The organism is Pseudomonadota bacterium (assembly GCA_037200975.1).
Classification (GTDB): Bacteria; Pseudomonadota; Gammaproteobacteria; order Steroidobacterales; family Steroidobacteraceae; genus CADEED01.
In genome coordinates this window covers 2,830,766-2,844,431 of the sequence record JBBCGI010000001.1, presented here as the reverse complement: position 1 = coordinate 2,844,431, position 13,666 = coordinate 2,830,766, and the positions used below count along the sequence as shown (strand labels likewise).

Here is a 13,666-nt window from a genome sequence, read left to right as displayed (position 1 = left end):
AGCGCTGGCTCAATTACGAGAATTGCACCCCGGCACCACTTCCTCCGGAACCGCTCATCTGACGCGCACTGGGATTCCGGCGGCGATCTTCCGGCTCCACTCCGCCGGCCCGGTCTGATGCACGGAGGTCCCGTTCGCATCCACCGCCACGGTCACGGGCATGTCCTCGACCGTGAACTCGTAGATCGCCTCCATGCCGAGCTCCTCGAACGCGACCACGCGCGACGCCTTGATGGCCTTTGACACTAGATAGGCGGCGCCGCCGACGGCCATCAGATAGGCCGCGCGATGTTTGCGGATCGCCTCGATGCCGAGCGGACCGCGTTCGGCCTTGCCCACCATTGCGATCAGGCCGGTCTTCTCGAGCATCATCTCGGTGAATTTATCCATGCGGGTGGCGGTCGTGGGGCCGGCGGGCCCAACCACTTCACCGCGCACCGGATCCACCGGACCCACGTAATAGATGACGCGATTGCGGAAATCGACGCCCGGCGGCAGTCCTTTACCCGACGCGAACAGGTCGGCGATGCGCTTGTGAGCCGCATCGCGGCCCGTGAGCATGCGGCCATTGAGCAGCAGCGACTCACCCGGCTTCCAGCTGGCGACTTCCGCGGGCGTGAGCGTGTCGAGATTCACGCGCCGCGCGTCGGCCGCGGGCGCCCAGTCGACCTTCGGCCAATCCGACAGCTTCGGCGTCTCGAGCACCGCGGGGCCGCTGCCGTCGAGCGTGAAGTGCACGTGGCGCGTCGCGGCGCAGTTGGGGATCATCGCCACCGGCTTCGAGGCCGCGTGTGTGGGGTAGTCGAATATCTTCACGTCGAGCACGGTAGATAGGCCGCCGAGCCCCTGCGCACCGATGCCGAGCGCGTTCACCTTGTCGTACAGCTCGATGCGCAGCTCTTCGGTCTGGTTGGCGGGCCCGCGTGCCTTGAGTTCCGTCATGTCGATGGGCTCCATCAGCGATTCCTTCGCGAGCAGCATCGCCTTCTCGGCGGAACCGCCGATGCCGATCCCCAGCATGCCGGGCGGACACCAGCCCGCCCCCATCAGCGGCACCGTCTTCAGCACCCAGTCCACCAGCGAATCCGACGGGTTCAGCATCACGAACTTGGACTTGTTCTCCGAACCGCCGCCCTTCGCCGCCACCGTGATCTCGAGCTCGTCGCCTGGCACGAGCTGCGTATGGATGACGGCGGGTGTGTTGTCCCTGGTGTTCTTGCGCGAGAAGTTCGGGTCGGTGACGATCGAGGCGCGCAGCTTGTTGTCGGGATGTAGATAGGCCCGACGCACACCTTCGTTGATCATCTCCTCGAAGGAGAGCTTCGCGTCCCAGCGCACGTTCATGCCGACCTTGGCGAACACCATCACGATGCCGGTGTCCTGGCAGATCGGCCGGCGCCCTTCCGCGCACATGCGCGAATTGCTGAGAATCTGCGCGATCGCGTCGCGCGCCGCCGGCGACTGCTCCAGTTCATACGCACGCCCGAGCGCGCGAATGTAGTCCGGCGGGTGGTAATAGGAGATGTACTGCAAGGCGTCCGCGACGCTTGCGATGAGATCGTCCTGGCGTATGGCTTTCATGATTTTTGCTTCATGGCTATTAAACATTTTAACGCGGCGGGCACGTCTCATATCGGTTAACTTTTCCCCATGAGCGGGATGAAAAAAGTCGTGGTCATCGGTGGCGGTTTCGCCGGCTTGTGGGCGGCTCGCAAGCTGCGCAAGGCGCCGGTCGAGATCACGCTGATCGATCGCAGCAACCACCACTTGTTCCAGCCTCTGCTCTACCAGGTCGCGACCGCGGGCCTGGCGGCGCCTTCGATCGCCGCGCCGCTGCGCCACATCCTGCGCGACCAGCGCAATGCCACCGTGATCATGGGAGAAGTGCAACGCATCGATCCCGCGGCGCGCAGCGTGGCGCTGGGCGATCGCGAGATTCCTTATGACTATCTGCTGGTGGCGAGCGGCGCGACCCACGCCTACTTCGGCCACGATCAATGGGCGCCGTTTGCGCCGGGGCTCAAGACTCTCGACGATGCCTTCGTGATCCGGCGGCGCATCCTGTCCGCCTTCGAACGCGCCGAGGCCGCGACCACCGAGGCGGAACGCGAGGCCTGCCTGACTTTCGCCGTGATCGGCGCGGGCCCGACGGGCGCGGAGCTGGCGGGCACGCTCGCCGAGATCGCGCGTCACACGCTGGCCGGAGATTTTAGGCACATCGACTCGCGCAAGGCGCGAGTGCTGCTGATCGAGGCCGGGCCGCGCGTGCTGGCTGCCTTCACCGATGCCCTTTCCGACAAGGCGCGCCAACAGCTCGAACGTCTCGGCGTCGAAGTGCACACGGGCAAACCGGTCACGGACATCGGCGACGGTTACCTCGTCTTCGGTGGCCGGCGCGTCGCGGCCCGCACCATCCTCTGGGCGGCCGGCGTCGCCGCCTCGCCGCTCGGCAAACAACTCGGCGCCGAGACCGACCGCGCGGGACGCGTGCGGGTCGCGCCCGATCTCAGCCTGCCGCAGTACCCGGAGATTTTCGTCGCCGGCGACCTCGCCACCCTCGAGCAGGATGGCCAGCCCGTGCCGGGAGTGGCACCCGCGGCCAAACAGATGGGCGCGCGGGCAGCGCGCAACATCCTCGCGCGCATGGCCGGCCAGCCCACCGCGCCGTTCCACTACACCGACTTCGGCGCGCTCGCGACCATCGGCCGCCATTCCGCCATCGCGCAATTGCCGCGGCTGCGTTTCTCCGGCGCGCTGGCCTGGTGGTTCTGGCTGGTGCTGCACATCTATTTCCTGATCGGATTCCGCAGCCGGCTCATCGTGCTCATCAACTGGGCCTGGGCCTATTTCACCTACGCCCGCGGTGCGCGCATCATTCTCGGCAACGAACCGGAACGAGTGACCCATGGCAGCGAAAAAGAAAACGCCGGCTAAGAAGGCGAAAACCAAACGCGCGAAGCTCGCGCCCAATCTCGTACCACGCGGGCTGTCCGCGACCGAAGTTGCCTTGCCGCTCGATCATCCGGACATCGCCGCCGTCGTCGATCTCGTGCGCAAGGCCGGCGGCGCGCCGATCGGCGCCTATCGCGAGCCGCTCGGTGGACGGCCGCTGCTGGTGGCATCGCTGCCGTTCGGCGCGGTGCAACCGACGCCGTTCCAGCGCGATCTGTCGCCCACGCATGCGAAGCGGCTGGCCGTTGCCATCGAGGCGACCGCGGCCTTTCTCGATCCGCTGATCGTCGTGCGCGGCGAAGACGGCCGCTTCTGGACGCCCAATGGCCGCCATCGTCTCGCCGCGGCCAAGGTGCTCGGCCTCAAGCAGATCACGGTGTTGATCTCGCCCGACGAATCGCTGTCGTATCGCATCCTCGCGTTGAACACCGAGAAGGCGCACAACCTCAAGGACAAATCGCTCGAGGTCGTGCGCATGGCACGCAACCTCGCCAAGCGCGAACCCACGCGCACCGAGGCGTCGCTGGCCGCCGAATTCGAAGCGGCGGAGCTGCTGACGCTCGGCCTCGTCTACGAATCCAACCTGCGTTTTGGCGGCGGCGCGTACAGCCCCGTGCTCAAGAAAGTAGACCGGCTCACGACCAAACCACTGCCCGCCGCGCTGCGCGAGCGCAGCGCCTATGCGTCCCGCCTGCAGGAGATAGACAACGAGGTGAAACGCATCGTCGCCGAACTGCAGGCGCGCGGCATGAAGTCGCCGTACCTGCGCAGCTACGTGGTGGCGCGGATCAACCCGGTGCGTTTCCACAAGATGAAGGCCGGCGACAAGAAGCCCGCGATGCCGATTGCGCAGGCGTTGCTGCGCATGGTGGCCGCGGCGAAGAAGTTCGATCTGGGCAAGGTGAACATGAGCGACCTCGCATTTGTCGCCGCGGGCGCCGAGTCGGCAGAGTGACCACACCAGGTTTCATGAACGACGACGCCCCGACGGTGGCAGCGGGCGCCGGCCCTGAAATGGAAATCCGTGCGCTGAACGACATCTCCGCTGCGCTCTCGGCCAGCGTCGAAAGCGGCGGCCTGGTGCTCGACGAGAAACAATTGAGCCCGGACTTCTTCGACCTGCGAACGGGCTTCGCGGGCGAAGTCCTGCAGAAGTTCGTCAACTACCGCGCCCGGCTGGCCATCGTGGTCGCCGACGCATCCGCGTATGGCAGTCGTTTCAGCGAACTGGCCTACGAACATCGCACGAACCGTGCGGTGCGTTTTTTCAGTTCCGCGCAACAGGCGCGGCAATGGCTGGCGTACAACCCCGTCGCCAGATGCTGAGCGCAACGAGTCCCACCCTGGGAATTCGCCGTCAGGCCTGACGAGTTTCTTTTCCGCCGCACGTCGCCGGCACCTACAGCGGCTGCCCACCGCGGCCATCAGGCTCGCCGCATGCCGCCCGTACCCCGAGGTCTCGTCTACGTCACCGATCGCGCGCCCGGCATTCAACGCGTGCGACTACCCGGCCCCAGAAAGGCGGCGCCGCGCTTTCGCTACGTCGGACCATCGGGGCGGCGCATTCGCGCTGCACGCACGCTAGCGCGCATCGCGAAGCTCGCGATCCCGCCAGCTTATGAAGAGGTGTGGATCTGCGCGAGTTCGCGCGGTCATCTGCAGGCCACGGGCCGCGACGCCCGCGGCCGCAAACAGTACCGTTATCACCCGGACTGGAGCAGCGCGCGCAACGACCGCAAACATTCGCGCATGTCGAGTTTCGGCCGCGGATTGACCCGGCTGCGCGCCGCCGTGCGCCGCGACCTCGGGCTTCCCGGATTGCCGCGCGAAAAAGTTCTCGCGCTCGTGGTCAAACTGCTCGACACGACGCGGGTGCGCGTAGGTAGTGCCGAATACGCGCGCAGCAACAACAGCTTCGGCCTGACGACCCTGCGCGATCGTCACGCGCGCTTCACCGCGCGCGGGAAGGCGTCGCTGCGCTTCCGCGGCAAGGGCGGCGCGGAGCACGACGTGCCGATCGACGACGCGCGGCTCGCGAAACTCGTCCGCCGCTGCCAGGAGTTGCCGGGCCAGGCCCTGTTTCAGTACCAGGACGATGACGGCAGTCATCGCGCGATCGACTCGGGCGCGGTGAACGACTATCTACGCGAAAACATGGGCGGGGAGTTCACGGCGAAGGACTTCCGCACCTGGCACGCGACCCTGCATGCACTGCAGCTGCTCGTCAAGACTCCATTGCCGGAACGGCGCAGCGACGCCGCGTTACGCCGCTGCATGAATGCTGTGATCAAGGATGTCGCCACCGGCTTGCGCAACACTCCCGCGGTCTGCCGCAAGTCGTACATCAACCCCGCGGTCTTCGTTGCCTGGCAGGACGGCAAGCTACGCCGGCCCGCGCGTGGAAAATCGACCAAGGTCGCATCGAGTGGAGCCGCCAGGATGCTGCTGGCCCTGCTGAAACATTCCCAGATATAGGCACCGGTTTCCCGCCGCGGGCGATGGCTGAAGACGGCGGCCTGCCGTGAATCTTTCGTTACTCATTGCAACCCTCACGCGGGCTCGTGCGTCTATATGGCACGACGATAGACAAGCCCCGGATTCATCTCGCAGGCAGTTTGCGAAGAGTGAAAAACGTGTCCGGGACGCCCATTCCGACCCTTTTCCGGAGTTTTCGCCATGTCACGCTCTAGTTTTGCCTATCTTTTGCACCGCGCGCATGAACACCTGATCGCGAGCGCGGCCGCCATCGCCATCACCGCGGTGATGCTGCTGAGCGTCAACGCCCATGCGGTAACGCGCGCTTCCTTCACGCCCAGCGTCACCATCCTGGTGCCCTCGGTGACCATCGAACCGGTGGCGGGTTAACTAAAAGCGGAGTGCGGCCGGATTTTTCGGCCGCCCCCTTTCTACCCGTCGATGCGCCAGGGCGCTTCGTCGCTTATCACGGTCCACGCATGCAACGCTTCTACAGGTCCATGCGTCTATCCATTCGATCCGCGGAGCCGTACCGGACTCGCTTCGAGCCGGCGGATTCCGCTCTTATAAACGGAGGAGTAGCCATGACCCGTTCCAGTCTGACCGCGGCGCTGGGCGCCGCCACGATCGCCGCGCTGTTGTGCGCGCCCGCTTCATTCGCCGCCAACGCGCAGACCGACGGCATCGCCGTACGTTTCTCGCAGGAGGCGCTCGACAATCCGGAAGATGCGGCCAAGGTGTACGCCAAGCTCAAGCTCGCCTCACGCAAGGCCTGCGGTCTCGTCGGTGGATTCCTGAACATGTCCGAACGCACGCGCGCGTACCGCTGTTACGAGCAGACCCTCGCGGACGTCGTGAGCAAGATCGATCGGCCGATGCTCACCTCGGTGCACGTTTCGAAATCCAGCAAGGTGGGGTGAGCGCACGCTGCGGCGCCGGCATCCTGCGGTCAGCGGTACAACAGGATGTCGGAGCGCTCTTCTTCCCATTCGTTTTCATCGCGCGAGGTGATGCGATCGAGATCCGCCGGTGTCGCGGCCGGGTCGTCCACCCACTCGCGCAGCAGTTCACTGCCGTTGATGAGGTCGATGGCGAGCCGCGTGCGTTCGTACTCGTAGGGAAAATCGCGCCACAGCGGGTACTCGCCGCGCAGCCGGCGGATACATTTGAATGCGCCGGCGATCAGCCGCCAGGGGCGGAACTCGCCGTGACGATAGGCGCCGTCATCGACATGGATCTGGAAGCCGGAGCACAACTTGCCGGAATGTTTCTGGAACGTCGGCTCGAACCAGCACGGCCGCAGGCGGCAGCCGCGCAACCATCCCGGCATGATGCGGTGCATCGCCGTCAGCAGCGAGCGCGGATCGAGCCCCGGCGCGCCTAACAACTCGAGCGGCCGCGTGGTGCCGCGGCCTTCGGACAACGTGGTGCCCTCGAGCATCACGGTGCCGGCATAGGCGCGGGCCATCTGCACGTTGGCCGCGTTCGGGCTCGGGTTCACCCAGCTGCGCTCGTCGAGCGGCCAGCCGTAACCCGGCGCCTCTTCCGGCTGCCAGCCTTTCATCGGGATCACGCGGTAGTCGACCGCGAGATGGAAGTGGCTCACGAACCAGATGCCGAGCTCGCCGAGTGTGAGGCCGTGGCGCATCGGGATCGGGCCCGCGCCGACGAAACTCTCCCAGCCTTCGCGCAGCTTGAGCCCTTCGATGGGCCGGCCGGCCGGATTCGGCCTATCCAGTACCCAGACCGTCTTGCCGTACTGGGCGGCGGCTTCCAGCACATATAGAAGAGTGGTGATGAAAGTGTAGATGCGGCAGCCGACGTCCTGCAGGTCCACCAGCAACACGTCGAAATGCGCCAGCATCTCCGGTGTGGGGCGGCGCACTTCGCCATACAGGCTGAATACGGGGATGCCATGCACCGGGTCGCGGAAATCCTGCGACTCGACCATGTTGTCCTGCTTGTCGCCGCGCAGTCCGTGCTGCGGACCGAACGCCGCGGTGATGTCAAGGCCGCGCACCGCGCGCAGCGCATCGAGCGAATGCTCGAAATCCGCGGTCATCGAGGCCGGATGGGCCAGCAACGCAACGCGCCGCCCCTCGAGCTCGCCGAGCAGATTGCGGTCAGCCAATAAACGATCGATACCGAATTGGATCACGGGCCTAGCTTAACCTGCGCTGCGCCGCGCCTCTCAGTCGAGCGCGACCACGAAGCTGTCTGCATGATGGAAATCGGGTTTCCCGGTCGGGTGTTTGAGTGCCCAGTATGACAGCACCCGTGCCCGGTCTTCGATGACGGCGGCAAGTCCCAGGCGAAGCCCGATACCCGCCGACGATTTCGCGAGCCACGATAAATCGAGCGTCGCCAGCACTTCGCAGGAATCGCTGCCGATTTTTTGCGTGATCTGCGGCGCGGCTCCTTTCATCAGCGGTGCCATGCCTTCCCGGTATCCAGTGAAGTGGTAGGCAGCCCATGCGCCCGACGGCGAGAAGTTGTACTCCCAGTAGTCGTTGGCGCCGGCATGACCGACGAACCCCTCGAAGCAGCTATGGCGCCACAACCCGTCGGAGCGCACAGAAGACCGCGGTTCCGGCAGCCGAAGCGAAGCAAGGTCGCCGACGAGCCGATAGTCGAGCGTGAGCTGGTCTTGCGAGGGACGGGAGATCTTCACCGACAGTTCCTGCACGAGGTCCTGCGCGGCGCCGGATTGCGCACCGGGGTGGGCCAGCAGGAAATGACGGGCGACGGATTGTCCTGGGTTCATGCTGGATCCCAAGCATACGCGCGTTGACCGACATTATGTCAGGTGACTTTTACGTAGCGTCGTTAAGGGAAAGTAGGAATGCCGTGAGCTCGCGCCGCTCGTCGGTAGTTAGCTGAGCGCGGCGCAGGCGCGTTTCGGCGCCGGGATCCACGGCGAGTTTCTCGTAGTGATCGAGCACCGCATCGAGTGTGGCGAAGCGTCCGTCGTGCATGTACGGGGCGGTGGCAGACAGGTTTCGCAAGGTCGGCACGCGCACGAATTGCCCGGTGCCGGTGTCGGCAAATACCGGCGTCGCCGACCTGTGTTCGCTGTCGATCCAGGCATTGGCGAAATTGATGCCGGAATGACAGACCGAACAACCGCTGCGAGCGGAAAAAAACAGCTCCATGCCGCGTTTCTGCACGGCATCGAGCGCGTCGTGTTCGCCCGCGAACACGTACCGGTCGAAAGGCGACGACGCCGACAGCAAGGTGCGCAGGTAAGCCGCGATCGCGCGGATGACGTTGTCGACCGTGACGGGCTGCGTCTGCTGCGGAAACGCCGCGCCGAACGCACGCGCAAGCGCGGCGTTGCCCGACAAGGCGCGCGTCAGCGCAGGCTCGCGCCCGGCCATGCCGAGCTCGGCCGGATGTTCGTTGAACAGCGGTCCGCGCATCTGCTGCTCGAAGGTGCGCACGCGCGCATCGCTCCAGCCGAGGGACGCGTTGTAGACGGCGTTCAACAGCGTCGGCGCGTTGAGCGGCAATGTCTCTCCGGTCGCGCCGCGCGAACGTGGCAACCCGTCGGTGAATGCACGTTCGGGCGAGTGGCAGCTCTGACAGGAAAACCGGCCGGTGCTCGAGAGGCGTGTGTCCGCGAACAACTGCCGCCCGAGCGCGACCTTCGCGTCGCTCATCGGATTGTCCGCGGGCACGGCGGGCTCTGGAAACCCACGCGGCAGTTTCCACTCGTAGGCATTGCCGGCATGCGCGGGCGCAAGCGCCCACGCCATCATGCACAGCAACACCCCGGCAGTACCGCGAAGGTTCAAGTCCGGTTCACCAGGCGGCGGGTGCGCCCTCTCGCGTCAGGCCTGCGGTCTGACCCGCGATCGTGCTGCGCTCGCTGACCCACGCCGCGAACGACTCGATCATCGCGCCGTCGACGCCGGCCGCATTGGCGCGATGTTCGCCGACCCAGCCCTGCATCGCGGCGAGCAGCTGCGCGGCCAGCTTGCGGTTGCCGGCGTACAGCGCCAGATACGCTTCCTTCGCCTCGCTCAGACGGTCCAGAGCTAGATAGGCGTGCCCGCGATACTCGATCGCCTCCGGATAGCCGGGCTTGAGCGACAACGCGCGGTCATATGCGAGCAACGCGTCGTTGTAGTTGCCGAGTTTGCGACTGGTGTAGCCCAGGTAGTTCCAGGCCTCGTGCATGCTGTGATCCAGTTCGGTAGCTTTCACGAACCTCTGCAGTGCCGCCGAATACGCGGTCCTGGCCTTGGCGAGTAGTTTGGCCCGCTTCTTCGCGTCGGTTTGCCGCGCCGCGCCGGCGTCTATTGCGTCGGCTTTCCCGACTGCGCGGACACCATAGTTGTATTGCTGCCGCGCCTGATCCTCCTGCGACAAGACCCGGCCGCCGTTGGGGTCCGCGCCCAGGGTCCGCGGCGGCGTTTCACCGCCGCCCGCCCCGAATGCGGTACACGCCGCGCAGAGAATCAGACCGGCCGCGAAAAACTTGATCGAAGTACGCATGGGAGCTCCCGAAGAAAAACACGGCTCGCCAGGATGAGTATCCGGCGCGCCAGATCTGGTTCCTTTGCCCGTGAGGGCGTTCGCATAATGCCCGCAAGGAGAACCCCATGAAAATACTGGCTTCCATCTGCCTGGCGTCACTGGTTTTGCTGGCGTCCAACTCGCGCGCCGCCGCGGACGCGGCCCCCATCGAAAAATCCATTTCGAATCCCGAACGCACGGCCGCCGATCGCGAACGCGACGCGCGCGAAAAACCTGCCGAGGTCCTGGCGTTCGCCGGCGTGAAACCCGGCATGGTGGTCGCGGACGTCCTCGCCGGCGGCGGCTACTACAGCGAGTTGCTGTCCGGCGTGGTCGGCGGCGGCGGCAAGGTGCTCGCCATCAACAACGTGCCGTATCTCAACTACGCAAAGGACGACATCAAGGCGCGTTTCAGCGCGGGACGGCTCGGGAACGTCGAGCGCCGCCTGGTGGAAGCGAGCTACATGCAGATCGCGCCGCACAGTGTCGACCTCGCGATCATGGTCATGTCGTACCACGACGTGTACTGGGTCGACGAGAAGGAAGGCTGGCCGGAAATCAACACCGATGCCTTCATCGAAGGGTTGAAACGCATGCTCAAGCCCGGCGGCAAACTACTGATCGTCGATCACAACGCCGCGGCAGGAACCGGCCCGGAGATGGCGGGCAAGCTGCATCGCCTGAACGAGGACTGGTCGAAGCGCAGCCTCACCTCGCATGGCTTCGTGTTCGAGAAGTCGTACGACGGCCTGCGCAACAAGGACGACGCTCTGGACAAACACGTCTACGATCCGGCGATCAAGGGCAAGACCGATCGCTACGTGCACCTGTACAGCGTGAAATAAATACTCTCGCGAACAACAAGATCGTGAGCGTGCAGATCACGGCGCCGCCGGTGGGCTGAACGCCCGGAAAATCTCAGGGCAAGGTAGCGCGCGCCTCGGCGACCTGCGCCTCGGTGACGGGAGCGGCACCGTTACCGAACTTCGCGCGGATGAAAGTCAGGATCTGCGCGAGTTCGGCATCCGGCAACTGGCGAAACGGCGGCATCACGTTGCCCACGTCGCTGTCCTTGCGCGAGGCAGAATCGAATCCGCCCGTCATCACGAACAGCGCCAGCGCGCGTGCATCACCTTGCACCCAGCTGCCGCCCTTGATCGCCGGCTGCATGTTGGGCACGCCGCCGCCGTCCGCCTGGTGACAGCTGAGGCAGTGGCGTCCGTACAGCTGCTGCCCCACGGGCCGTGAATCCACGGGCGCGGGCGCCGCGCTCGCCACGGGTTCGGTGGCGGGTGTCGCGCCCGGCGCAGGCGTGTCCATCGCGGACGCGCAGGAGATCACCGCGGTGGCGGCAATGAGCGCCACCGCGATGCGCAGCTGGCGCTGCCTCACTTCTTGAACGAGATGTGCCAGACGCGCCCCTTCTGCGAATCGGAAACGTACAGCGAACCATCCGCTCCGACGGCGAGGCCCACGGGGCGATACCGCGCGTTGTTCGGGCTGTTGTCCGCCATGTCGCCGGCGAATCCGTCGGCGAATACTTCGTACTCGCCGCTGGGTTTGCCATCTTTCATGGGCTGGAATACGACCTTGTAGCCGGCCTGCGGCTCCGGGGCGCGATTCCAGCTGCCGTGGAAAGCGATGAATGCGCCGTCCTGGTACTTGGCCGGGAAATTCTTGCCGGAGTAAAACAGCAGATCGTTGGGCGCCCAGTGCGCCGGATACGCGACCAGCGGATCCGGATACTTGCCGGCCTCGGGCGTCTTCTTCGTATCGCCACCGTATTCCGGAGCGAGCACGCGATGACCCAACTTCGTGTCGAAGAACGTGTACGGCCAGCCGTAATCGCCACCGTCGACGATCTTGTGGAATTCCTCGCCCTGGCGGGTCGCATTGTCCTGCGCGTTGTAGAGCGCGGGGAACAACGTGTCGATGGAGTCGCGGCCGTGGATCGCGGCGTACAGCGCTTTCTGACCGACGTTGTATTCGATGGCCACCGCATTGCGCATGCCGGTGGCGAAGCGCCGGCCGTTCGCCGGCGTCTGGTTGAGCTTGGTGCCGTCGAACACCCACACGCCGCCGTATTTCTCGAGCAGCGGGCAGGGATTCCTGCCCAGCGAACCTTCCTGCCGGTCTTTCTGCTGGCAGGAGTTCGAGGGAGCGCCCACGTTCACGTACAACGTGCCTTTCGGATCGAGCGCAAACGTCTTGTCTGCATGCTGACGCTCCTTGGGAAACCCGGCCACGACGGTTTCACGCGCCCCCGGTGGCACGAGTTCGCCTTTCTTGAGCGCGTAGCGATACACACCGACATCGTCGGAGACATACAGCCAGTCGCCTAACAGGCGCACTTCGGTGCCCGACACGTCGCCGAACGGAGTGACGACGTCCGCCTTGCCGTCGCCGTTCGTGTCGCGCATGGCGGTCAAGCCCTTGCGGCTGGCGAGGTAGATGTCGCCGTTGGCGGCCACCACCAGGTGACGGCCGGTGCCGAGGCCTTCCTGGACCACCGTGGCGGTGAAGCCCGCCGGCAGCTTGAGGCCATCGTCGGCGGCCACGGCCACGCCCGCGATCAACGCGGCGCATCCGATACTAACTACCCGAGCGAGACTGATCTTTCGCATGTTCGTTCCTTGTTTCGAATATTGGCGCGCGGCGGCCGGGGCTGGTGCAGTGCACCGGATGAAACGGAACCGGCCCTGGAATCGGCGCACGCTGGTGTTACCGCAACACCCGCTCCTGGCAGGTTCCGCGGCACCTGCCGGCCGTTTGGCCGGAGGCAGGATAGTGCGTGCGAACGTGCGGCAACGCAACGGCCGAAAACCCCTGCGCCCGCCCGGATGTCGGATCATTCCTGCCGTGCGCGCCGATACCATGCACGCGCTGCGAATACCAGCGCCCGGCATGCCGGCCGGCGCGGCGGTGATACAAACCCCGGCGTGGCGCGCGGCCACCTTGTTTGGCCGGCCTAGCAAGACCGCGCGGCCCCCGGGGCTCGCCAACGGTTTCGCAACCGGGCAATATTTCGCCCGCGCGGTGCGCGCGCACTCGCAGAAAACCCCCTCTCCCGTCGGTCCGCACGTGGTGAACAATGCCGCTCGTCGATCCCGTCATTGAACGCGTCCTCGCGGATTTCGAACGCCGCGCCGAAGACGAGCAGCGCCGCACGCTCAACCCCGCCACGAATCTCGACGAGTTGTTGCTGTCGGTGGGCCGCGACGTTGGCATGCTTCTCTATCTACTGTCGACCGGCGCGCAGGCGCGCCGCATCCTCGAACTCGGAACTTCGTACGGCTATTCCACGGTGTGGCTGGCCGCGGCGGCACGCGCCACCGGCGGCAAGGTGCTCTCGCTCGAGCTCCGGGATTTCAAGATCGAGCATGCGCGGCAGGCGCTCACGCGCGCCGGCCTTTCCACCCGCGTCGAATTCCATGCCGGCGACTGCCTCGATACACTGAAGTCGCTGGCCGGGCCGTTCGACTTCGTGCTGCTCGACGTGTGGAAGGATCTCTATTTACCCTGCTACGAGCTGGTCCATCCCAAACTCGCGCCCGGCGGGGTCATCATCGCCGACAACATGCTGCTGCCCGCGGCGGTTCGTCCGCAGGCCGAGGCGTACCGCGCGCGCGTGCGCCAGAGCGGCGACATGGATTCCGTGCTGCTCGACATCGGCAACGGCATCGAGGTGAGCCGCAAGCGCTGAGCCGCGTGGCGCGGTGGC

At 65.6% G+C, this 13,666-nt stretch carries 15 protein-coding genes; 8 read left to right on the top strand and 7 right to left on the bottom strand.

Annotated elements, in window-relative coordinates; genetic code table 11:
* Window positions 1-54: 54 nt before the first annotated feature.
* On the bottom strand, window positions 55-1,581 hold the full coding sequence (locus tag WDO72_12890) for a fumarate hydratase (protein ID MEJ0086576.1): 1,527 nt from the start codon (window positions 1,579-1,581) through the stop codon (window positions 55-57).
* A gap of 78 nt (window positions 1,582-1,659) precedes the next feature.
* Between WDO72_12890 and WDO72_12885 the strand changes: the two genes are divergently transcribed.
* The 6 genes from WDO72_12885 to WDO72_12860 all read left to right on the top strand — a co-directional run bounded on the left by WDO72_12885 (window position 1,660) and on the right by WDO72_12860 (window position 6,347).
* Window positions 1,660-2,934, top strand: coding sequence for an NAD(P)/FAD-dependent oxidoreductase (locus WDO72_12885; GenBank protein ID MEJ0086575.1), 1,275 nt, complete (start codon window positions 1,660-1,662; stop codon window positions 2,932-2,934).
* A complete protein-coding gene (locus WDO72_12880) occupies window positions 2,906-3,907 on the top strand; it encodes a ParB N-terminal domain-containing protein (GenBank protein ID MEJ0086574.1) in 1,002 nt (333 codons plus the stop codon). The genes WDO72_12885 and WDO72_12880 overlap by 29 nt, the downstream gene beginning before the upstream one ends.
* Before the next feature lie 14 nt (window positions 3,908-3,921).
* Window positions 3,922-4,278, top strand: a complete 357-nt coding sequence (locus tag WDO72_12875) for a DUF4180 domain-containing protein (GenBank protein MEJ0086573.1) — start codon at window positions 3,922-3,924, stop codon at window positions 4,276-4,278.
* 111 nt (window positions 4,279-4,389) lie between these two features.
* Window positions 4,390-5,427, top strand: coding sequence for a DNA topoisomerase IB (locus tag WDO72_12870; protein MEJ0086572.1), 1,038 nt, complete (start codon window positions 4,390-4,392; stop codon window positions 5,425-5,427).
* 201 nt (window positions 5,428-5,628) lie between these two features.
* Window positions 5,629-5,817 carry a hypothetical protein gene (locus tag WDO72_12865; protein MEJ0086571.1) on the top strand — a complete coding sequence of 63 codons (189 nt, stop codon included), beginning with the start codon at window positions 5,629-5,631 and terminating at the stop codon, window positions 5,815-5,817.
* 194 nt (window positions 5,818-6,011) lie between these two features.
* Window positions 6,012-6,347 (top strand): UrcA family protein, encoded by a 336-nt coding sequence (locus tag WDO72_12860; protein ID MEJ0086570.1) that lies wholly within the window; start codon window positions 6,012-6,014, stop codon window positions 6,345-6,347.
* A gap of 29 nt (window positions 6,348-6,376) precedes the next feature.
* On the opposite strand, the gene WDO72_12855 is transcribed toward WDO72_12860, so the two are convergent.
* From WDO72_12855 to WDO72_12840, 4 genes are read right to left on the bottom strand one after another with little or no spacing between them, the layout of a single operon-like run.
* Window positions 6,377-7,582, bottom strand: coding sequence for a DUF1343 domain-containing protein (locus tag WDO72_12855; GenBank protein ID MEJ0086569.1), 1,206 nt, complete (start codon window positions 7,580-7,582; stop codon window positions 6,377-6,379).
* A 36-nt stretch (window positions 7,583-7,618) separates the two neighbouring features.
* Complete coding sequence (locus WDO72_12850) at window positions 7,619-8,191, bottom strand: DOMON-like domain-containing protein (protein MEJ0086568.1); 573 nt, start codon at window positions 8,189-8,191, stop codon at window positions 7,619-7,621.
* 49 nt (window positions 8,192-8,240) lie between these two features.
* A complete protein-coding gene (locus WDO72_12845) occupies window positions 8,241-9,221 on the bottom strand; it encodes a cytochrome c peroxidase (GenBank protein ID MEJ0086567.1) in 981 nt (326 codons plus the stop codon).
* A gap of 7 nt (window positions 9,222-9,228) precedes the next feature.
* Window positions 9,229-9,924 carry a tetratricopeptide repeat protein gene (locus WDO72_12840; GenBank protein ID MEJ0086566.1) on the bottom strand — a complete coding sequence of 232 codons (696 nt, stop codon included), beginning with the start codon at window positions 9,922-9,924 and terminating at the stop codon, window positions 9,229-9,231.
* A 107-nt stretch (window positions 9,925-10,031) separates the two neighbouring features.
* Here WDO72_12840 and WDO72_12835 point away from each other — a divergent pair, with 107 nt between their 5' ends.
* Window positions 10,032-10,790 carry a methyltransferase domain-containing protein gene (locus WDO72_12835; GenBank protein ID MEJ0086565.1) on the top strand — a complete coding sequence of 253 codons (759 nt, stop codon included), beginning with the start codon at window positions 10,032-10,034 and terminating at the stop codon, window positions 10,788-10,790.
* 73 nt (window positions 10,791-10,863) lie between these two features.
* Here the strand turns inward: WDO72_12835 and WDO72_12830 are convergent, their stop codons facing one another.
* A complete protein-coding gene (locus WDO72_12830; GenBank protein ID MEJ0086564.1) occupies window positions 10,864-11,337 on the bottom strand; it encodes a cytochrome c in 474 nt (157 codons plus the stop codon).
* Window positions 11,334-12,569, bottom strand: a complete 1,236-nt coding sequence (locus WDO72_12825) for a PQQ-dependent sugar dehydrogenase (GenBank protein ID MEJ0086563.1) — start codon at window positions 12,567-12,569, stop codon at window positions 11,334-11,336. Before WDO72_12825 ends, WDO72_12830 begins: the two co-directional genes overlap by 4 nt.
* A gap of 467 nt (window positions 12,570-13,036) precedes the next feature.
* On the opposite strand from WDO72_12825, the gene WDO72_12820 reads away from it, so the two are divergent.
* Window positions 13,037-13,648 carry a class I SAM-dependent methyltransferase gene (locus tag WDO72_12820; GenBank protein ID MEJ0086562.1) on the top strand — a complete coding sequence of 204 codons (612 nt, stop codon included), beginning with the start codon at window positions 13,037-13,039 and terminating at the stop codon, window positions 13,646-13,648.
* Window positions 13,649-13,666: the final 18 nt, after the last annotated feature.